15 protein-coding genes and 1 other RNA gene are annotated in these 20995 nt (G+C 33.6%); 8 read left to right on the top strand and 8 right to left on the bottom strand.

The window, feature by feature from the left end; genetic code table 11:
* The first annotated feature begins 115 nt into the window (after positions 1-115).
* From BOW57_RS21050 to BOW57_RS12145, 3 genes are all read left to right on the top strand, one after another.
* Entirely contained in the window at positions 116-1144 is a 1029-nt protein-coding gene (locus tag BOW57_RS21050) for a glycoside hydrolase family 36 N-terminal domain-containing protein (RefSeq protein WP_256371871.1), read from the top strand.
* Between the two features lie 5 nt (positions 1145-1149).
* Positions 1150-2313 (top strand): alpha-galactosidase, encoded by a 1164-nt coding sequence (locus BOW57_RS21045; RefSeq protein WP_256371870.1) that lies wholly within the window; start codon positions 1150-1152, stop codon positions 2311-2313.
* A gap of 223 nt (positions 2314-2536) precedes the next feature.
* Positions 2537-4612 (top strand): arylsulfatase, encoded by a 2076-nt coding sequence (locus BOW57_RS12145; RefSeq protein WP_129054584.1) that lies wholly within the window; start codon positions 2537-2539, stop codon positions 4610-4612.
* Positions 4613-4732: 120 nt separating this feature from the next.
* On the opposite strand, the gene pgl is transcribed toward BOW57_RS12145, so the two are convergent.
* From pgl to gndA, 3 genes are read right to left on the bottom strand one after another with little or no spacing between them, the layout of a single operon-like run.
* Positions 4733-5449: a 6-phosphogluconolactonase gene (gene pgl, locus BOW57_RS12140; protein WP_129054582.1), complete on the bottom strand. Its 717-nt coding sequence runs from the start codon at positions 5447-5449 to the stop codon at positions 4733-4735.
* Positions 5430-6962: a glucose-6-phosphate dehydrogenase gene (gene zwf / locus BOW57_RS12135; protein ID WP_129054580.1), complete on the bottom strand. Its 1533-nt coding sequence runs from the start codon at positions 6960-6962 to the stop codon at positions 5430-5432. Before zwf ends, pgl begins: the two co-directional genes overlap by 20 nt.
* A 27-nt stretch (positions 6963-6989) precedes the next feature.
* The gene (gndA, locus tag BOW57_RS12130) at positions 6990-8399 is read right to left on the bottom strand and encodes an NADP-dependent phosphogluconate dehydrogenase (protein WP_129054578.1); all 1410 of its coding nucleotides are present in this window, start codon (positions 8397-8399) and stop codon (positions 6990-6992) included.
* A gap of 698 nt (positions 8400-9097) precedes the next feature.
* On the opposite strand from gndA, the gene BOW57_RS12125 reads away from it, so the two are divergent.
* A complete protein-coding gene (locus BOW57_RS12125; RefSeq protein ID WP_129054576.1) occupies positions 9098-10462 on the top strand; it encodes a sensor histidine kinase KdpD in 1365 nt (454 codons plus the stop codon).
* 87 nt (positions 10463-10549) lie between these two features.
* Here the strand turns inward: BOW57_RS12125 and ssrA are convergent.
* Positions 10550-10947: a transfer-messenger RNA gene (gene ssrA / locus BOW57_RS12120) on the bottom strand.
* A gap of 66 nt (positions 10948-11013) precedes the next feature.
* Positions 11014-12216: a serine hydrolase gene (locus BOW57_RS12115; protein WP_089053155.1), complete on the bottom strand. Its 1203-nt coding sequence runs from the start codon at positions 12214-12216 to the stop codon at positions 11014-11016.
* A gap of 240 nt (positions 12217-12456) precedes the next feature.
* On the opposite strand from BOW57_RS12115, the gene BOW57_RS12110 reads away from it, so the two are divergent.
* Positions 12457-13659, top strand: a complete 1203-nt coding sequence (locus BOW57_RS12110; RefSeq protein WP_129054574.1) for an NAD(P)-dependent oxidoreductase — start codon at positions 12457-12459, stop codon at positions 13657-13659.
* Positions 13660-13793: 134 nt separating this feature from the next.
* Here BOW57_RS12110 and fumC read toward each other — a convergent pair whose 3' ends face one another.
* Positions 13794-15179, bottom strand: a complete 1386-nt coding sequence (fumC, locus tag BOW57_RS12105; protein ID WP_129054571.1) for a class II fumarate hydratase — start codon at positions 15177-15179, stop codon at positions 13794-13796.
* A gap of 356 nt (positions 15180-15535) precedes the next feature.
* On the opposite strand from fumC, the gene BOW57_RS12100 reads away from it, so the two are divergent.
* Positions 15536-15709 (top strand): hypothetical protein, encoded by a 174-nt coding sequence (locus BOW57_RS12100; RefSeq protein WP_089053158.1) that lies wholly within the window; start codon positions 15536-15538, stop codon positions 15707-15709.
* 211 nt (positions 15710-15920) lie between these two features.
* On the opposite strand, the gene BOW57_RS12095 is transcribed toward BOW57_RS12100, so the two are convergent.
* Both BOW57_RS12095 and arsC read right to left on the bottom strand, forming a co-directional pair.
* On the bottom strand, positions 15921-18383 hold the full coding sequence (locus BOW57_RS12095; RefSeq protein ID WP_129054569.1) for an outer membrane beta-barrel family protein: 2463 nt from the start codon (positions 18381-18383) through the stop codon (positions 15921-15923).
* A gap of 92 nt (positions 18384-18475) precedes the next feature.
* Positions 18476-18820 (bottom strand): arsenate reductase (glutaredoxin), encoded by a 345-nt coding sequence (gene arsC, locus BOW57_RS12090; RefSeq protein WP_129054567.1) that lies wholly within the window; start codon positions 18818-18820, stop codon positions 18476-18478.
* Between the two features lie 114 nt (positions 18821-18934).
* Between arsC and BOW57_RS12085 the strand changes: the two genes are divergently transcribed.
* Both BOW57_RS12085 and BOW57_RS12080 read left to right on the top strand, forming a co-directional pair.
* Positions 18935-19867, top strand: a complete 933-nt coding sequence (locus BOW57_RS12085; protein WP_129054565.1) for a CPBP family intramembrane glutamic endopeptidase — start codon at positions 18935-18937, stop codon at positions 19865-19867.
* Positions 19868-19875: 8 nt separating this feature from the next.
* Entirely contained in the window at positions 19876-20919 is a 1044-nt protein-coding gene (locus BOW57_RS12080; protein WP_129054563.1) for an AMP-binding protein, read from the top strand.
* The last annotated feature ends 76 nt before the right edge of the window (positions 20920-20995 follow it).

Here is a 20995-nt window from a genome sequence, read left to right as displayed (position 1 = left end):
AAAATGATATAATTTATTGTGAATTATATAATGCAATAACACAAGTTACTATCTTTTGATTTAATTGTAAATAACATACAGTAACCACATTATAACTACCAACTACTTACTTTTTATGAAAAAAATAATCTTTTTATTAATGCTTACCGCTTTAGTTTATAAAGCTCATGCACAAGAGAAACAAATACAAATTGAAACACAAAGTTCAGCTTTGATTTTAAAAGCGGGAAAAAACGGCTTATTGTATCAAACGTATTTAGGAGCAAAACTTACTGGAAATTCTGGATATGATGCACTTTCAAAAGAAAACACAAAATCATTCGTCATAAATGACGGAAACCCCCTAAACAATTTGAGACATTTGGCGTATCCAACGTACGGAACAGATAATTTGTTCGAATCTGCTATACGTGTAATTCATAACGACGGAAATCCATCTCTTGAATTAACTTATGTAAGTCATCGTACAGAAAAGATAGATGACAATACAACAGAAACCATTATAAAATTAAAAGATCAAGTATATCCAGTAGAAGTAACACTGCATTATAAGGCCTTTTATAAAGAGAATATTGTTGAGCAATGGACAGAAATTGTGCATCACGAAAAGAAACCTATAATGTTATACAATTATGCCTCTTCAATGCTTCATTTTGATGCTGATCGTTACTGGTTAACTCAATTTCATGGTGACTGGGCAAAAGAAGCACGAATGCTGGAAACGGAATTAACGAGTGGAACAAAAGTAATCGACTCAAAATTAGGAGTTCGTACCAATATGTATCAAACACCTGTTTTTTTCTTATCTCTAAATGCTAAAGCAGAGGAAAACTCGGGAGAAATTATTGCAGGAACAATTGCTTGGTCTGGAAATTTTAAACTTGCTTTTGAATTAGATAATAAAAACTCACTTCGAATAAGTTCAGGAATTAATCCATTTGCTTCAGAATACAGTCTTGAACCAGGTAAAATATTTACTACACCGTCATTTATCTATACTTTTTCTAATAAAGGTAAGGGACAAGCGAGCCGAAATCTGCATAAATGGGCAGGGAAATATGGCATAAAAGATGGTGAAAAACCAAGATTGACTTTATTGAACAATTGGGAAACAACCTTTTTTAATTTCGATGAAAAAAACTAACAGATATGTTTGCTGATACCAAAACGCTTGGTGTCGATATGTTTTTATTGGACGACGGCTGGTTTGGAAATAAATATCCACGAAGCGGTGATAAATCAGGATTAGGAGATTGGCAAGCGACTAAAACGAAATTGCCAAATGGCATTGGTTTTTTAATTCAAGAGGCGGAGAAAACGGGAGTAAAGTTTGGTATTTGGATAGAGCCGGAAATGGTTAATCCTAAAAGTGAATTATACGAAAAACACCCAGATTGGGTTTTAAAACTTCCAAATAGACCAGAAAGTTATTATCGCAGTCAGCTGGTTTTAGATCTAAGTAATCCGCAAGTGCAGGATTTTGTTTTTAAAACAGTAGATGATATTATGCAGACTAATTCTGGAGTAGCATTTTTTAAATGGGATTGCAATCGAATGATGACCAATGCATATTCTACGTATTTAAAAAAGCAGCAGTCACATTTGTTTATCGAATATACAAAAGGACTTTATAAAGTTTTAGACAGAATTAAAACTAAATATCCAAATCTGCCCATGATGCTTTGCGCTGGCGGCGGAGGAAGAACAGATTATGCGCTTCTTAAATACTTCACAGAATTTTGGGCAAGTGATAATACAGATCCTTATAATAGAGTATTTATACAATGGGGTTATTCGCAGTTTTTTCCAGCATTTTCAATTTGTAATCATGTAACATCATGGGGAAATCAGTCGATCAAATTTAAAACCGATGTGGCTATGATGGGCAAATTAGGTTTTGATATTAATGTAAAAGAACTAAAAGCAAATGAGTTGAAATATTGTCAAGATGCTGTCGCGAATTATAAGCGATTAAGCCCAGTAATTTGGCACGGTGATATGTACCGTATGGTATCGCCATATGATGAAAGTCGTGCTGTTTTAATGTATGTTGATGATACCAAAAGCAAAGCCGTTTTATTCTCTTATACCTTGCATCCGCTTTACGATCCTCAGTATAATTTAGTTCGTTTTCAAGGATTAGACCCAAACAAAAAGTATAAAGTTGAAGAGATCAATTTAATGCCGGAAGCAAAGAAAACCCTTGAAGAATCAGGAGAATCTTATACTGGAGATTATTTAATGAATGTAGGCTTACGAGTTTCTTCATCAAAAGTAGAAACGAGTGTAGTTCTTGAGATTACTCAGATATAGATACTAAAGGCATTTTGTATTAACGATTTTACAAAGTAAATAAACAGCTCAGTTACGAGCTGTTTTTTTATTAAGTAAATCGACTAATTTTTCTGGTAGGTGTTTTTTGTTTTTCTTATTTAAAACACTGTATTTTGTTAGATGAACTCTGGCAGGAGATATGATGATTAAAGGTTTAGTGTTGATTCTAGGGTTTTTAAGTGAAAAAATAAAATTTTGAAATATGAATAAAATAAAAGCAGTAATCATTTTATGTTTTGCAACTTGTTCGCTATTTGCGCAGCAAAAGCCCAATATTATCTATATTTTAGTTGACGATATGGGCTATGGTGATATAGGTGTATTTTTTCAAAATCAGCGAATGAAAACCAATGATCCGTCGAAACCGTATCAAATTACTCCTTATCTAGATCAGATGGCCGCTACTGGTGCCATGTTTACACAGCAATATTGTAACGCTCCAGTTTGTGCGCCTTCTAGAAGTTCTTTGCTGACGGGTGTTAATCAAGGAAATGCTCAAATTAGAGACAATCAATTCGACAAAGCATTAGAAGATAATCATACGCTGGCAACAGTTTTAAAACAAGCGGGCTATCAAACTATGGCTATAGGAAAATGGGGATTGCAAGGAGTTGAAGAAACTGGACCAAATTGGCCTGCACATCCTTTAAAGCGTGGTTTTGATTCGTATTATGGTTACATGAGACACGTTGACGGACATGAACATTATCCTGTTGAAGGTTTGTATCGTGGTAAAAGAGAGGTTTATGACAACTATAATAACGTGGCTGAAGGTTTAGCAAAATGTTATACAACCGATTTATGGACAGCGATGGCAAAAAAAAGAATTGTTGAACACGCAAAAAGCAAAGATGCTTCAAAACCTTTTTTTATGTATTTGGCATATGATGCGCCTCATGCAGTATTAGAATTGCCAACACAAGAATATCCAAGCGGAAAAGGATTAAATGGAGGCTTGCAATGGACAGGAACTTCTGGACATATGATTAATACAGCTTCTGGTACTCCAGATTCTTATATGCATACTGATTATGCAAATGCTGCTTATGATGATGATAATAATCCAGCGACAAAAGAGGTGCCGTGGCCCGATACTTTTAAAAGATACGCAACTGCCAATCGCCGAATTGATGATGCAGTGGGCGATATACTTCAATTATTGAAAGATTTAAAAATAGACGAAAATACGCTGGTGGTTTTTACATCAGATAATGGCGCTTCAATTGAGTCGTATTTACCAAAGCAGTTTGTTGGATTTCAACCTACATTTTTCTCTAGCAATGGTCCTTTCGATGGTATTAAAAGAGATTGTTGGGAAGGTGGTGTTCGTATGCCGGTTTTGGCAAATTGGCCTAAACATATTCAAGCCGGAAAAGTTGTTACAACTCCGTCGATGCTATCAGATTGGATGGCTACGTTTGCGCAGGCAGCCGGAGTTATTCCTCCCGCAAGAACTGATGGTGTTTCGCTATTACCTTCATTAATTGGAAATGGAAAACAGGAGCAGAGTTTAATATATGTAGAATACTTTGAAAATGGAAAAACGCCAGATTTTAAAGACGATAATTCGACACACAAAAACCGTAAACGCGGACAAATGCAAATGATACGAATAGGGAATTACTCAGGAGTTCGTTATGATATTCAATCTGCTGAAGATAATTTTGAGATTTATGATGTTGTAAATGATCCAAAGGAGACAAATAATTTAGCGATTAAACCTGAATTCGAAAATATGCAAAAGCAAATGAAGGCTTCCGTTTTACAAACACGTCATGCAGATACTGAAGCACCTCGCCCTTATGACAATGCTTTAATTCCTGCCGCTAAAATTTCAGGAAAGTTTTTGTCAGGATTTAAGCAAGAGTTTTTTGCAGGTGATTTTCCTTGGGTAGTTTCAGAAAAAGGATTAAAAGCACAATCTAGTAAAATAATTACTTCTATAAATGACAAAGCAGAAACAGCTAAAACAGGTATGATTCTTTATAAAGGTTTTATCAAAGTTCCAGCTGACGGAAAATACAGTTTTTCATTAAAAACATCTGGAAAAGCTTATATGCGTTTGCACAATGCTAGTTTGTTTGACGCTGATTTTGGTTATCAATCTAATAAAGAGTTAATTCAAGAGGTGAATCTAAAAGAGGGTTATCATCCTGTTTCAATTTCTGTATTGAAACAAAGTAAAACTAATGAGACTATAACCATAAAATGGAAAGGAAAAGAAGCAAGTGAATGGAAAGCATTAGGAGATAAGGAGTTATTCTATTTAGCAAAGTAACCAATACTATAATAAGTTTGTCTATTTATGTGAGCTCTCTATTAGATTTAGTATCATCTTAAATCAAAAAAAGTTTGCTTTAAGCATAAACTTTTTTGTATTGATTGTAAAAACAATTTCTTAATTCGTTCCAGCAGCGCTTTTATCTACAAGAAATAATAATTCTCCAGAAACAGGTTTAATTAACTGCATCGGATAAGTAGTCGGGTTGTATTCACCAGTTGTTACTTCTTTCAAAGCAGGTGCTTTTTTCTCTCCAAAAGCAATTACAATGATTTTTTCAGCTTTGTTTATAAGCGGAGCAGTAAGTGTAATTCTGAACATTTTTTGAGGTTCAAGATAATAAGCATCAACCCATTTATTTTGCTCTTGCAATACTGCTTGACCAGGAAAAAGTGAAGCTGTATGTCCATCGTCACCCATTCCTAATAAAATAAGATCAAACTTTCCTTCATTGCCTAAAACTGTTCTAATAGATTGCTCGTAAGTAACAGCATAATCTTCTGGCGTAACATTGTCTTTGTACATTTCGAAAATATTTTCTGCAGGAATTGGAACGTGACTTAGTAAAGCAGCGTAAGACATTTTAGCATTACTTAAATCATCATTAAGCGGAACCCAGCGTTCATCTCCCCAAAACACAAAAACTTTACTCCAGTCTATTTTTGTTTTATAATCGTCAGAAGCTAATAATTTGTAAACTCCTGCAGGAGAAGAACCTCCTGTAAGAACTACTGTAAATTTGTCTTTTTCAGCAATTGCTTTTTGCGCCGTTGCAATAAAAAGATTTGCAGCTGCGATATTAATTTCTTCAGTATTATTGTAAATCTGTATCATCTAAAACTTCTTCTTTTGTTTGTTTATTTGGGATCCATTTGTGTCCTTGGCGTGCCAATAATTCATCAGCTTCTTCTGGTCCCCAGCTTCCTGCTTTATAATTAGGGAAATTATCAGGCGCTGTAGTTTTCCATACTTGTTGAATAGTATCAATTGCATCCCAAGCTTGTTCTACCTGATCCCAACGCATAAATAGAGTAGGATCTCCTGCCAAAGCATCGGCAATTAATGTTTCATAAGCTTCAGGTGACATTGTAGAGCAGGCAAAATAATCGAATACCATTTCTGCAGGTCTTAAAGAAAGAGACAAGCCCGGTTTTTTAGTCATAAACTGCAGTTTAATATCCATTTCCGGCTGAATATTGATAATCAATCTATTTGGTGTCATACCTTCTTTTCCATAAGAAAATGCCGAATGCGGAACAGGTTTAAATTGTATAATAATAGAAGACTGTTTTTCTTCCATTCTTTTACCTGTGCGCAGATAAAATGGAATTCCCTGCCATCTCCAATTATCCAAATAAATTTTCATGGCAACATAAGTTTCTGTATTGGAATCTGGAGCAATTCCTTTATCCTGACGATATCCAGGAACGGGTTTACCTTTTATGGTTCCAGCATCATATTGTCCTCTCACAATATAATGATCCACTTCATCTGGTTTGATGCGTCGAATCGATTTTAAAACATCAGCTTTACGGTTTCGAATATCATCTGCTTCAAGAGAAGCCGGAGCTTCCATAGCAGTCATACATAAAATTTGAAGCAGATGATTCTGAATCATATCTTTCAGAGCACCAACGCCTTCATAAAATCCGCCGCGTTCTTCTACACCAACTTCTTCGGCTACGGTAATCTGAACAAAATCAATAAAATTACGGCTCCATAAAGGCTCAAACATCGAATTTCCAAATCGGAAAGCTAGAATATTTTGAACAGTTTCTTTGCCTAAATAATGGTCGATTCTATAAATTTGTTCTTCTTTGAAAGTCTGCGAAAGCATTTCATTAAGTGCAATTGCAGAAGTTTTATCATAACCAAAAGGTTTTTCGATAATAATACGATCTTGTTTAGGATTGGCAGCAAGACCAATTTTCTTGATATTATTAGAAATAGTCGAAATGAAAGACGGCGTAATCGAAAGATAAAATAGACGATTAGCGCGTTCTCCAAAAGACTGATCAATAGTATTTATTTTCTCATTTAATCCGATATAAGATTCTTCTTTGTCAATATCAAGACTATGATAAGTAATGTGAGAAAGAAATTTTTGAGTTTCTGGGTCCGAAAGACCTTTTTTTCTCGAGAATGTATTTAGGTTTTCTAAGACATAACTGCGAAATTCTTCATCGCTTTTTTCTGCTCTTCCAAGAGCAATAATCTGAAACTTTTTTGACATACGTCCATCAAGATACAGATTTTGAAAAGCGGGAAAGAGCTTTCTCTTTGCCAGATCTCCAGTACCACCAAAAATAACAATGATAGTTGGATTTATATTTTTGAACTTACCCATTTTGTGTGTTGTGTTGTTTAAAGTTCTTTATTCAGACCATTGTGTGTGGAAAACACCAGTTTTGTCAATACGTTCGTAAGTATGCGCTCCAAAATAATCACGCTGCGCCTGAATTAGATTTGTTGGCAGATTTTCAGATCTGTAAGCATCAAAATAAGCTAATGAATTCATAAGTCCTGCCGCAGGTATTCCTTTTTGCACAGCAAATTGAATTACATTTCTCATTCCAGCTTGATTATCTGTTAATTTTGAAGCGATTCCAGCATCTAAAAGTAAGTTTGGTAAATCTGCTTTTGTAACATATGCTTTTCTGAAATCCTCTAAAATAGCGGCACGAATAATACAACCGCCGCGCCATATTTTGGCAACCGTTTCTAGATTTAATCCATAATTGTATTCTTTAGAAGCAGTATGAAGTTGAGCTAATCCCTGGGCGTATGTTACGACAATCGAAAAGTACAATGCCGATTTTAATGCCGCAATTGCTTCACTTGTGTTCACATCAGTTTGATTTGCATTCCAAACTAATTTAGTTGCAGCTTCAATTCTTTCTGGTTTAGTTTTAGACATATCGCGCATTACAACAGCAGCGTCGATAGTTGGAACCGGAACTTGTAAATCCATCGCATTTTGTGAAGTCCATTTTCCTGTTCCTTTAGATTTTGCCCAATCCGAAATTTTATTGATCAGCGGACTTCCGTCTTCATCTTTTTGTTTTAGGATTTTTCCCGTAATTTCAATCAAATACGATTTAAGATCATACGTTTCATTCCATTCTTCAAATGTTTTCTGAATTGTATTTTCATCCAAATTATAACCTCTTTTCATTAAGTCATAAATTTCAGAAATCAACTGCATGATACCATATTCAATTCCGTTGTGAACCATTTTTACATAGTTCCCAGCAGATCCGTTTCCTAAATATTCTACACAAGGTTCACCCTCTACTTTTGCAGCGATAGCTTCAAAAATTGGACGAAGTCTTTCGTATGCTTTTTGATCTCCTCCAGGCATCATTGCAGGACCAAATCGTGCTCCTTTTTCACCACCAGAAATTCCCATTCCAAAAAAGTGAATTCCTTTAGAAGATAATTCTAAAAATCTTCTGTCAGTATCCGTAAAATAAGTATTTCCGCCATCAATGATAATATCTCCTTTGTCTAAATGAGGAAGTAAACTAGCTATAGCACTGTCAACAGGTTTTCCAGCTGGTACTAAAAGCATAATAGCTCTTGGTTTTTGTATAAGTTCTACAAAATGTTTAACATCGGTAGTCGCTTCAATTGTATGATCAGAATCGGCTTCTTGTTGAAGAGAGTTGACTTTTTCAGTGTCCAAGTCTAAACCTGCAGCCGCAAAATTATGGCTTGCAATATTTAAAAGTAAGTTACGCCCCATTACGCCGAGACCTACAATTCCAAAATCAAATTTGTTCATAGTTTTCAATTAACTAAAATTAGTAGAAGAATGTATTTTCTGAAAAAAATGTAAGACAAAATGCAGTAACGCTTTTTCATTCAGTTCTTTGCAGAAAAACAAAGTTTATTCGAATCTTACTATTTAAGATTGACAGCGCTAAGTTAAAGAAAAATGATGAAAAACTAGGGGTAAAATAGTCTGCATTAAGGGTGTCGCTGGATAGTTTTTTAAGTGTTGAAATTATACTTATTATGAGGTTTGATAATTGGATTAAACCAAATTAGATTGATTAGGATTAAAAAAAGTTCGAAAAAAAAGTTTTTTATGGACTTTGTGAAGTTGTAGAGAATCAAACTCGGATACAAACAAGGATATTGTTTTCATCCAAAAGTTCTTTGAAGTTTGATTCAGTAATTACTCCGTCACTTTCTCGACTAGATAGAGATTTAATATTTCCAGGCCGCTAAAATTATCGTTAAGTGACTATTCGTTATAATTTTGAGCAGTGCTTTTTCTGCCCTTTTAAATTATTACATGCAAAGTAGTTGAATTGTTAATTTTTAATACTCGGAAACTATCATTGAGTAATTGCGCTGTCAGCAATAAAAATGGCAGAAAATGATGCTGATATTAGATAAAATGGGAAATAAAGAGATTGTCCCATGCTAGTCTTAATTTGTATATTTGCTTTATTAGTTTGTAAAACTTAATCCATAATGCTTAAAGTTTTTTTGTTAGATCCAAAAACAGTTTTTCAACTTTATTTTCTGGCTAATTTATTTGTTTGTATTCTTATTTTTAGCTACTCATTTACCTACGCTACCAATGATAATCGAAAAATACTAAAAAGGTTTGGGTACGGAAAATTATTGTTAACGATTGGCTGGATCTTAATCTTTTTGAGAGATTTAGTTCCAGATTTTGTTTCGATTAATATTGCAAACACTATAATTTTTGCGGCTTGTTATTGTGAGGCTACTGCACTTTTTCCTTTATTTTGGATAAAATCAGAAAAAAAATATCATTTAGAGAAAATTATAACTCTAGCGGCAGTATTCTTTTTTAATCTGATTGTGTTTTTAGGGAGTTCAATTAATGCCCGAATTTTGGTTGTCTGCTTGGGTATATTTAGTATTTATTTACTTCCTGTAATTAGTTATTTCAAAAATAGAGAAGGTAATTTTTTTAGAACATTCTTCATGCTTTGTTATGCCGTATTTGAGTTGCTGATTCTCATAAGAGCATTGTATAATTATTTAAATCCACAGCAATATTTTTTCTCCTATAGTACTTTTGAAAGCTTATATAATATTAGTCTATTTCTACTTACCTTAATTGGAACGGTCGGATTTTTACTCTTAGTAAAGGAGAAGCAAGATCTTAAAATTTCCAAACTTTTAAAAGATAAGAATCAGTTCTTTTCAATTATCGCGCATGATTTAAGGGGGCCATTAGGAGCATCTGTGCAGCTTTCAGAAATGATAAGCAAAGATGTAGAATGGTATAGTCGTGAAGAGATTAAAGAAATTCTTGAAATGATTCATGAGTCAAATTCAAATATTCACAAGCTGCTTGATAACCTTTTAGAATGGTCTCAGGTGCAGACAGGAATGATTGAGTATACTCCAGAAAAGGTTGTGCTGAACGATTTGATTGCTGAGAATGTTGAACTTAATAAAAATGCAGCTGCAAACAAAAGGATTAAGCTTTTGTTTGAATCAGACGAGTCTATTGAAGTGATGCTGGATAGAAATATGATCGCTACTGCAGTTCGAAACTTATTGAATAATGCAATTAAGTTTACAGATAAACATGGCGAGATTACTTTAAAAATACAGAAAATTGGACAAAAAGTTTTAGTATCTATTGCTGATAACGGTATCGGAATTTCACTAGATGCAAAAGAAAATTTGTTTAAAATTGACACAAAGGTTATTCAAAAAGGAACCGAAAATGAGAAAGGAAACGGTATTGGATTGTTGCTCTGTAATGAGTTTATTAAGCTGCATGACGGAGAGATCTGGGTGGAAAGTGAACTAGGAAAGGGAAGTACTTTTATGTTTACATTACCTTTTAGGTAGAAAAACAAACTTATCAGCATGAAATAAATGGCAGCAAAAACGGTATCTAAGAAAAAAAGCCTGTAAACAAAGAGTTTACAGGCTTTTTTGTGGAGTCGCCGGGAATCGAACCCGGGTCCAAACAAGCAACTAAAGAGCTTTCTACACGCTTATTTCCTGATTAGATTTTCGTTGTTGAGCTAGGCCAGAAACAACCACCCAACACTTATCTTCTTAATTTTCGAAATCCACCCGAAGCTCATGGAAATCTAGGTTTATTTTTACGGTTCCCCTTGACAGAACGCCACAAACCAAGGCTTTCTAGGAGAATCCAGCTTCTCTACCTTGTAGAGACGTGGCGCAATCTTACTATGATTCGGATTATGCAGCTAAAGCGTAATTATTTTCGCCGTGTAAAAGTGTGAGATCTTATATTTACGAGCAAGGTCTCAATGCTCGACGTGCTTACTGTTCAATTCGACTTGCTGTCAAAACCAGTCGACCCCAAAAATGAGTTTGCAAATTTATGCTATTTGAATTTACTATCTATTAAATTCTTCAGAAAAATTTTGTTACTCTTCGTCTTTAAAATTAAAAGGATAATCTCCAAAGATTGGTGCTAATTTACGAACAGCGTAAGTGTTTCTATTCATTTTATTAGATAAAGCAATAATCGTTACATTTTCTTTCATCAAAGTAATGTACGATGAAGTATTACCATGCCACCAGCCATTATGAAAATAGAAGTTTTGTCCTGTTTCCCAATTAATCATTCTAATTCCTAAACCGTAGTTTTTAGTGCCTTTACGTTCGTTGCTGTATCCCGTATAAACTTGTTTTAATAGTTCAGGTTTTAAAAAATCTGGTGAGTTTCTAGCTCGGTCAAATTTTAAAAGATCACGTACAGTCGAAAAAACATTTTTATCTCCGTAGACATTATCTAGATAATCAAAACCAATTTCAACGCCGTTTCCTTTATACGACGGAACAATTTTTTTTCTGTCTTTGTCATCATCAAAAACGTAAGTATTTGTCATGCCTAAAGGTTTAAAAATCATTTCAGACATCGCTTCTTTATATTTAAGGCCTGTGATTTTTTCTATAATCAGTGCCAGCATAGCATAATTAGTATTACAGTAGCTGAAACGAGTTCCTGTTCTTGATTCTAGTCCGATATCTTTTGTAGCCAAAATATCTAGAATGTCTTTATTGGTTAACTGGTTATGTCTGTCCCAAACTGATTTATCTCTGTCTGTGAAATAAGCATAGTTACGCATTCCAGAGCGATGATCTAAAAGCATTCTTATAGTACAGTCTTCGTATGGAAACGTTTTTAAAATTGTATTTACTTTTTGATCTAAGTCTATTTTACCAGCGTTTACCAATTTTAAAACCGCAGTAGCCGTCAAAACCTTACTTACCGAAGCAATTTGTACAGGAGTATTGGCAGTAATTTTGGTTCCTTCATTTTTATTAGCAAAACCATTGTATCTTTCAAATATAATTTGACCATTTCTGGCAACCAAAAAGCTGCCGTTCATGCTGTTGTTTGGCCAGTTCTTATTGTAAAAGTGATTTATTCTGCCTGTTACCGAGTTTTTATAGGCCTGTGATATTTTCTTTTCAGGTCCTAAAGGCTTCATTTTAGGTAATGTATCTTCGACTGTTGAGGTAGTAGCGGTATCTGTTTTTTTGTCTTTACCACATGAACTTAAAACTAGTATTGAAAAAAGTATTTGTGGTATCTTTGTCTTTTTAAGGAAAATCATTTGCATCGTTCTTTAAAAACAAATATATAGAATTCAATATTTATGTTTCGCGATTTTTAGAATGCAAATCAGCTTTCTTTAACTTAAAATTAACAAATGTTTTAAGTAGTCGATTGCTAGTCAGCTTTAAACGGTTTTTAAACATTCTAAATTGTATTTTTACAACAAAACTTTAACGAAATTTGTTATATTTGAAACAAAAACGATGTAAAAAGTTATATTAATTAATGTTTTAAACTTGTTTGAATGAAATTTGGAATTATAAAAGAAAGAAAAAACCCACCAGATCGTCGTGTAGTATTTGCTCCAGATGAATTGGCTAAATTGAAACAACAGTATCATGAAGCAGTCGTAGAGGTAGAAAGTTCTGATATTAGGATTTTTTCGGATACACAATATAAAAGTATGGGTATTACAGTTTCCGATGATGTTTCAAATTGTGATGTTTTATTTGGCGTGAAAGAAGTTCCTGTTGAAAATTTAATTCCAAATAAGTCCTATTTCTTTTTTTCTCATACCATCAAAAAACAACCTTATAATAGAAAACTATTACAGGCAATTTTGGAAAAGAATATTGATTTGTACGACCATGAAACGATTGTTGATGCAAATGATCATCGATTAATTGGTTTCGGAAAGTATGCAGGAATGGTTGGAGTTTATAATGGAATTCGTGCTTTTGGATTAAAGTTTGAATTGTTTAAACTTCCTAAGGCAGAAACTCTCTCGGGAAAAGATGCTTTGATTATGCATTTAAAGCGTATAACGATGCCGGCTTTGAAATTTGTCGTTACTGGAACTGGAAAAGTGGGCAGTGGAGCTAAAGAAATTTTAGACGCTATTAAAGTAAAAGAAATTACGATTGATAATTATTTGACTAAAAAATATGCACAGGCTGTTTATGTTCAGCTGGATGTTTTAGAATATAATAAAAGACTTGATGGTCAAGTTTTAGATTTTAAAGATTTTGTAAATCATCCAGAAGAATATACCTCAGATTTTGAGAGATTTACTAAGGTTTCGGATATTTATTTTGCAGGTCATTTTTATGCTAACAATGCTCCAATGATTTTGACAAAAGAAATGTTGAATGCAAGTGATTGTAAGTTAAAAGTTGTAGCTGATATTTCATGTGATGTTAATGGGCCAATTGCTTGTACCATTCGTTCGTCGACCATTGCAGAACCTTTGTATGGTTATTTTCCTTTGGAAGATCGAGAAGTAGATTTCTTTCATCCTGCTGCTGTTGCGGTGATGGCAGTAGATAATCTCCCTTGTGAAATTCCGAAAGATGCTAGTGAAGGTTTCGGAGAGCAATTTATGGAACATGTAATTCCTGCTTTTTTCAATGGAGATAAAGATGGAATCTTAAAACGTGCAAAAATCACTGAAAAAGGTAAACTGACTGAAAGATTCAGCTATTTGCAGGATTATGTAGATGGTAAATAGGAATTTTTGTTTCAGCTTTCAAGTTTCACGTTATTAAAAAAAGGGGATAAAATTTTAAATTTTATCCCCTTTTTTTAATTCATTTTATTCGTTCGGTATTTCAGCTTGAAACTTAAAACCTGAAACAAAAAAAATTAAACCATATCTTCAGGTTTAACCCAGGCGTCAAAATCCTCTGATTTTACATAGCCTAAACGAACTGCTTCTTCTTTTAGAGTTGTTCCATTTTTGTGAGCAGTTTGAGCAATTTCTGCTGCTTTGTAATAACCAATTTTTGTGTTTAGCGCTGTTACAAGCATAAGAGAATTGTCTACTAATTCTTTAATTCGTTTATAATTTGGTTCAATTCCCTGTGCGCAATGTTCATCAAATGAAACGCAGGCGTCTCCAAGTAAACATGCTGATTGCAGGAAGTTGGCAGCCATAACTGGTTTAAAAACATTTAACTCGTAATGTCCCTGCATTCCGCCAACTGCAATTGCCATATCATTTCCAATTACTTGAGCACAAACCATTGTTAAAGCTTCACATTGTGTTGGATTTACTTTTCCGGGCATGATAGACGATCCAGGTTCGTTTTCTGGAATATGAATTTCGCCAATTCCAGAACGTGGTCCAGAAGCCAGCATTCTCACATCATTTGCAATTTTGTTTAAAGAAACGGCTAATTGTTTTAGTGCTCCATGTGTTTCAACAATTGCATCATGTGCAGCCAAAGCCTCAAATTTATTTTCGGCAGTTATAAAAGGGTGGTTCGTGAATTTTGCAATATATGCAGCAACTTTTACATCATAACCTTTTGGAGTATTTAATCCCGTTCCAACTGCTGTTCCGCCCAAAGCGATTTCTGATAAATGTGCTAAAGTATTTTTTAATGCTTTTAGTCCAAACGCAAGTTGAGCCGCATAGCCTGAAATTTCCTGACCGAGTGTAAGCGGAGTGGCATCCATTAAATGTGTACGACCAATTTTTACAACATTCTTGAATTCAATAGCTTTTTTTGTTAGTGTTGCATGTAGTTTTTCAACTCCGGGAATTGTAGTTTCTACTACCATTTTGTAAGCAGCGATATGCATTCCGGTTGGGAAAGTATCATTTGATGACTGTGATTTATTAACGTCATCATTTGCTTTGATAAATTGCTCGCCTTCGCCAATTTCAAAACCTTTAAGAACTTGTGAACGGTTTGCAATTACTTCGTTTACATTCATATTGCTTTGCGTGCCTGAACCTGTCTGCCAAATTACTAATGGAAATTGATCGTCTAATTTTCCTTCTAGAATTTCATCGCATACTTCGGCAATAGCATCTCTTTTTTCGATGGCTAAAACACCTAAATCGTAATTCGCATAAGCGGCCGCTTTTTTTAGATAGGCAAATCCTTCGATGATTTCTTTGGGCATCGATCCAGAATTTCCAATTTTAAAATTATTTCGAGAACGTTCTGTTTGTGCACCCCAATATTTATCGGCTGGGACTTGAACTTCGCCCATGGTGTCTTTTTCTACTCTGTATTTCATTTTGTTGTAAATATGTTGTTTGTAAAATTATTCGGTTAATGTGAAATGTAAAATGTGTTGCTTTTTTGTTTGAAAAATGTGTTTCTTTTGAAAATGATTGTCCTAGCCCTGATGGAAGCGACATCCTTTTGTGGCGGTGTTCGACACAAAAGATACAGCGTACAGCAGGTTTCAGCTCCTAGAAATACTCATGTTGTTCTACTTTAGAGAGTTGAATAATATTCTTGAAAAGAGCTTATTTAAAATGAATATAAATATACGTATAAATGTTATTTCATGAAAATTGATTTAGATTTTATTGCCAAGGAAGAATTTATAACCTACATTTGTCGTAACATTCAAAAATTCCGGAAAACATGTTTGAATTTTCACAGTACTTAGGCTTTTTACTTTTCTTAACCGTACTAACTATAGGGTTTTGGTTAATGTTTTTCTTAGTTGGTTTCGTATCTTATTGGGTTACGGGAGCAAGCTGGGAAATGTTCAAAGAAAAAAGAGCCAAAAAAAGACAAGAAGAACAATCAATTTAATTTTAGATTGATTTCATAAAAAAGAACCCAAAGGGTTCTTTTTTTTTGTGCCTAAAAAAGAAATTCAAATGCTTTGAGTTTAGAACTTTATCAAAATTTTAAACTTTAGGAAAGTTGGACAGCTTAGTGAAAGACTTAAAATAAAAAAATCCAAATTCCAACTTTGAAAAAATTAGGAATTTGGATTTTTAGTATTGGAGTTTAATATAGCTTATCCTGGGAAATCGCCGCCGCCGTCACCGCCGCCGTCATTTCTTGGTGCTTTTTCTCTATCATTTTTAGGTTTGTTAAAACGATAAGTAAATGATAAATTGAATTGGCGCTTACGAAATTGCATTTCTCCATATGATCTCTGACTTTCAAGAGTCGTATCATTTTGAAGGTAAGTGTACGATCTCATAATTCTTGAATTGAAAATATCGCTGATGTTGAAAGCAATTGTTGCCTTATCTTTCATAACATCTTTGCTTAAAGCAGTATTCATTCCAAATTGACCTAAGTTTTTACCTTGTGCAGTTTTTTGTTCGCCATTGTAAGTAGCATTCAATTGCCAGTCAATTTTGTATGGTAAAGTCAATTTAGAGTTGATTCTTGCAAACCAAGAATTAGCTTGATTGTCAAGATTTTGTACTACTGTATTGCCTTTAGTGTCAACATAAGTATTTTCTCCTGTTGTTTTTACGTTGTAAAGATTGAAGTTACTGTTTACTCTCCACCATTTAAACGGAGTGTAATTTAAAGTAAATTCAAAACCAAATTTTTGCTCTTTACCTAAGTTTATAGGTCTGCTTAAAATAACAGGAATTCCATTTACTTCTTCACCGTTTGGAGTTCTAACAAAGCTGAAAACATCTTTAGTATCTTCAAAATAAGCTGAAGTATTAAAAGTTACTTTGTCCCAACGCTTGATGTAACCAACATCATATTTGTCTGTTAATGATGGATCTAAATCAGGATTTCCTTGAAAAATGTTAACATTACTTGAGTAGTTAACAGCTGGATTCATAAAACGACCTCTTGGTCTTGTTAAACGCTTGCTGTAACTTGCTGTAAAGTTGCTTTGATCTGAAATTTCATAACTGATAAAAGCACTTGGAAACAAGTTGTTGTACTTTTTAGTGTTGAAATCATTGTTGTCTAATAAGTTTACTTGAATATTGGTGTCTTCCCAACGTAAACCAAATAAATACGAAAATTTCTTTACTTTAAAACCGTATTGTGTATAAAGAGCATTAATATTCTCTTTGTATTCTAAAGTGTTGGATAAGTTTGGATCTTTTGCTCCTGAATCATCTGTAACGAAGTATTGATTATTTAAATCACCAAAGCTCCCTTTATATCCCGCTTCAAACTGACCGCCTTTTCCTAAAGGTAATACATAATCTGCCTGTAACTGAACTTGTTTTTGTACTTGATCGTTTAGTGTTGTATTGTAGTTTGGAGAAGCGGTAATAATACTGCTGTTGTTATCTGTGTTTCTGGAAATAGATAAATCAGCAGTAAGTTTGTGTCCTTTATCGTTGAAATTTTTAATCAAATTCGAAGTGTATTCTACATTTTGACTATTGGTTTCTCCGTTATTTAAACGAAACGAATTACCTGTAGGATTACTATTTGAGTCAAAATTACTGTAATTGATTAAATCTCTGGTGTCTCCAGAATTTTTTTGGTAATTGATGGCGTTTGTCCAGAAAGTATTTGGAGCAACAGTCCATTCGATTCCTGCTCTTCCATTAAATCCGTCAGATTCTCTTTTGGTATCACGATCTTCATCTAGGAAACCTTTTGGTGTACCATCAGCATTGTAGTAAGAGGTGTTGGTTAAGCCGCCTCCTTCATTAGTTCTGTGGTTATAGCCTAGAGTAGTAAAATAGTTTAATTTTTCTGTTTTATAATTTAGATTTCCCGTTAATCCATAGGCTTCAGGAAGTCCGCCAGAAGCAATAAAAGTTCCATTAAAACCTTGATTTTTACCTTTTTTAAGAACAATGTTGATGATTCCAGATCCTCCTTCAGCATCGTAACGCGCTGATGGATTTGTGATAACTTCAACTTTGTCAATTGCATCTGCAGGAAGCTGGCGTAAAGCCTCTGCAACATTTATCGCATTAGAAGGTCTTCCATCAATTAAAATTCGGATATTGTCGCTTCCTCTTAAACTTACATTTCCTTCAGTATCAACAGAAACTGATGGTACATTGTCTAAAACGTCACTAACAGTTCCGCCTTTTACAATCATATCTTGACCAACATTATAAACTTTTTTGTCTAGTTTAATTTCTACTGTTGATTTTTCTGCACGAACAACAACTTCATTTAATTGAGCTGCATCTTCAGATAAATTTATAATACCTAAATTAGTGTCTCCTTTAATGCTTTTTTGCTTTAATTCAGTTGATTTAAACGAAATAAATTCAATCTTAATATCATAAATTCCCGGTGCAACTGCAACATCAAATTCACCTTTAGGATTGGTGATTCCACCAGCAATAACTTTAGTATCGTTTGGAGCAGTTATTGAAATTGTTGCATATTCCAACGGTTGTTTGCTTACTTTTTCTAAAACTTTTCCAGTAACTTTTACCTTGTTTTTTGCAGGCGGCCCCTGCTGTGCATAGTTGTAAAAACTTGTAAAAAGCAATACAAGGATTACAGCGAATTTGATTTTCTTCATTTTTTTTTGGTTTCTTTGATTCTTTAGACCGCAAATGTAGCTTTTGGTTTAAAGTATAAGATCATAAAAAAATGTTAATTTGGTATTTAGTATTAATCTAAAAAAGAAGCCACTTTATCTAAATCTCTCCCAATAATTGCTTTTCCATCTTTTATAACAATTGGACGTTCAATTAGAATTGGATTATCTGTCATTGCTTGAATAATTTCGTCATTGGTCAATGTTTTTTCTTTATAGTTTTCTATCCAAATTTTTTCTTTGGTTCTAACTAATTCTATAGGCTGCAGGTTTAACTTTTCAAGAAGTTCTTTTAATTCACTAAAGCTTGGTGTTTCAGTTAAATATGGAATTATTTCATATTCTTGATTTGTCTGGTCAATAAAAGCGAGGCAGTTTCTTGATTTTCCGCAGCGTGGATTGTGATAAATTTGTATCATTTTGTTATATTTAAAGTGTGCTGAAATAGGTTCTCTAAAAAAAGCGGTATTTTAGCAATAACAAAAATAGGGTTTACTATTTAAATAGAATTCTCATTTTAAAAATTTAAATATATGTTTTTAGAGCAAGGTGTTAAACCTGAAAATAAATTTTGGAAGTATCTTTTAGGATCTGTTTTTATTATTACAGCTTCATTTGTAGGACAGGTGCCTTTTACGATTGCTGTTTTTTGGAAAAGTTTCTCGGATAAAACTGGTTTTCCAACCGATAATGATGCGGCATTAAAAATATTTGAACCAAATCTTACTTTGTTTTTAATAATGATTTCGTTTGTTTTTGCTCTAGCAGGTGTTTATTTTGTTATAAAATACATACATCATCAAACCATGTTGTCGGTTACAACAGGGAGAAAAAAAGTCGATTGGAGTCGTATTTTGTTCTCTTTTATTTTATGGTCGGTTTTTTCTATTGCAAGTTTTTCTGTTTTGTATTTTCAAGCTCCCGAAAAATTTGTGTGGAATTTTAAGCTGATTCCGTTTTTGATTTTAGTAGTTATTGGCGGTATTTTAATTCCTATTCAAACAAGTACAGAAGAATATGTTTTTAGAGGTTATTTAATGCAGGGCTTCGCGAATTTAGCACAGAATAAATGGTTTCCGCTTATGATGACTTCGTTGATATTTGGGTTTATGCATATCTTAAATCCAGAGGTTACAAAAATGGGATATATAATAATGGTGTATTATATAGGAACAGGTTTGTTTCTAGGAATTATTACACTAATGGATGACGGAATGGAACTGGCTTTAGGTTTTCATGCCGCTAATAATCTGGTGGGAGCTTTATTGGTTACTTCAGATTGGACGGTTTTTCAGACGCATTCAGTTTTTATTGATTTATCAGAACCTTCGGCAGGTTTTGATGTCATTTTTCCAGTTGTAGTGGTGTATCCGATATTACTTTTTATCTATAGTAAAAAATACAATTGGACCAATTGGAAAGAGAAATTAACGGGTAAAATTAATCTAACAGAATTATCAAATTAAATACAATCATGCAAAACTTAACACATAAAAATGTACACAATTATTTTAAATTAGACGGTTATCATTTAAATGCAGCCGATTTGTGTCAAATTGGATATAGTTTTATCAAAGAAGGTGATGCATATGAACGATCTATTGGTGAATTTTTTCTGGATTGGTTTGATCATAAAGATTATATCGAAATGACAACTTCTGGAACAACTGGTCTTCCTAAGTTGGTTAGACTCGAGAAACAAGCAATGATTCAATCGGCATTGGCAACAGGAGATTTCTTTGGTTTAAAACCGGGAGATAAAGCACTGCTTTGTTTGCCGACTCAGTTTATTGCAGGAAAAATGATGCTGGTTAGAAGTTTAATATTGGGTTTAGAACTTGATGTTGTAGTGCCAAGTACAGAACCTTTGGCTTATAATAACAAGCAGTATGACTTTGTAGCAATGGTGCCTTTGCAGGTTCAAAATTCAATTGAAAAATTAAAAAAAATCAAAAAGTTAATTATTGGAGGAGCAAAAATTGACAGTTCACTTGAAGAAAAATTACTGCCTTTAAAAACGGAGATTTATGAAACCTACGGAATGACGGAAACCATAACGCATATTGCTGCCAAAAGAGTAGGGGAAAGTGTTTTTTCAATTTTGCCAAATGTAAAGATTGAAAAAGATGATCGTGGTTGTTTGGTTATTTATGTCTCTTCAATTTCTGATGAACCTATTGTTACTAATGATTTAGTAGATTTAGTAAATGAGAATCAGTTCAGCTTTTTGGGAAGATTTGATAATGTAATTAACAGCGGCGGAGTAAAGCTTATTCCTGAGCAAATAGAGGCGAAGTTAACTGGCAAAATTAACAGCCGTTTTTTTGTGACTGGTGTACCGGATACGACTTTAGGTGAAAAACTAATTTTAGTGATTGAAGGCGAAAAACAAGATTTTGCACCAGATTTTTTTGACGTTTTAGGGAAATTTGAAAAGCCAAAAGAAATTGTTTTTGTTCCGAAATTTAAAGAAAATGAAAACGGAAAACTACTGCGTAAACCGAGTTTACAATCTTAAAAAGTTAAATAAAAAATCCCAAATTCCAAGTTTGAAAATTGGAATTTGGGATTTATCCCGATAGCTATCGGGATGG

The sequence above is a fragment of the Flavobacterium sp. YO64 genome (genome assembly GCF_004119505.1).
Classification (GTDB): domain Bacteria; phylum Bacteroidota; class Bacteroidia; order Flavobacteriales; family Flavobacteriaceae; genus Flavobacterium; species Flavobacterium oncorhynchi.
The sequence above is the reverse complement of the archived record's forward strand: the minus strand, read 5'-3'. Positions and strand labels throughout refer to the sequence as shown.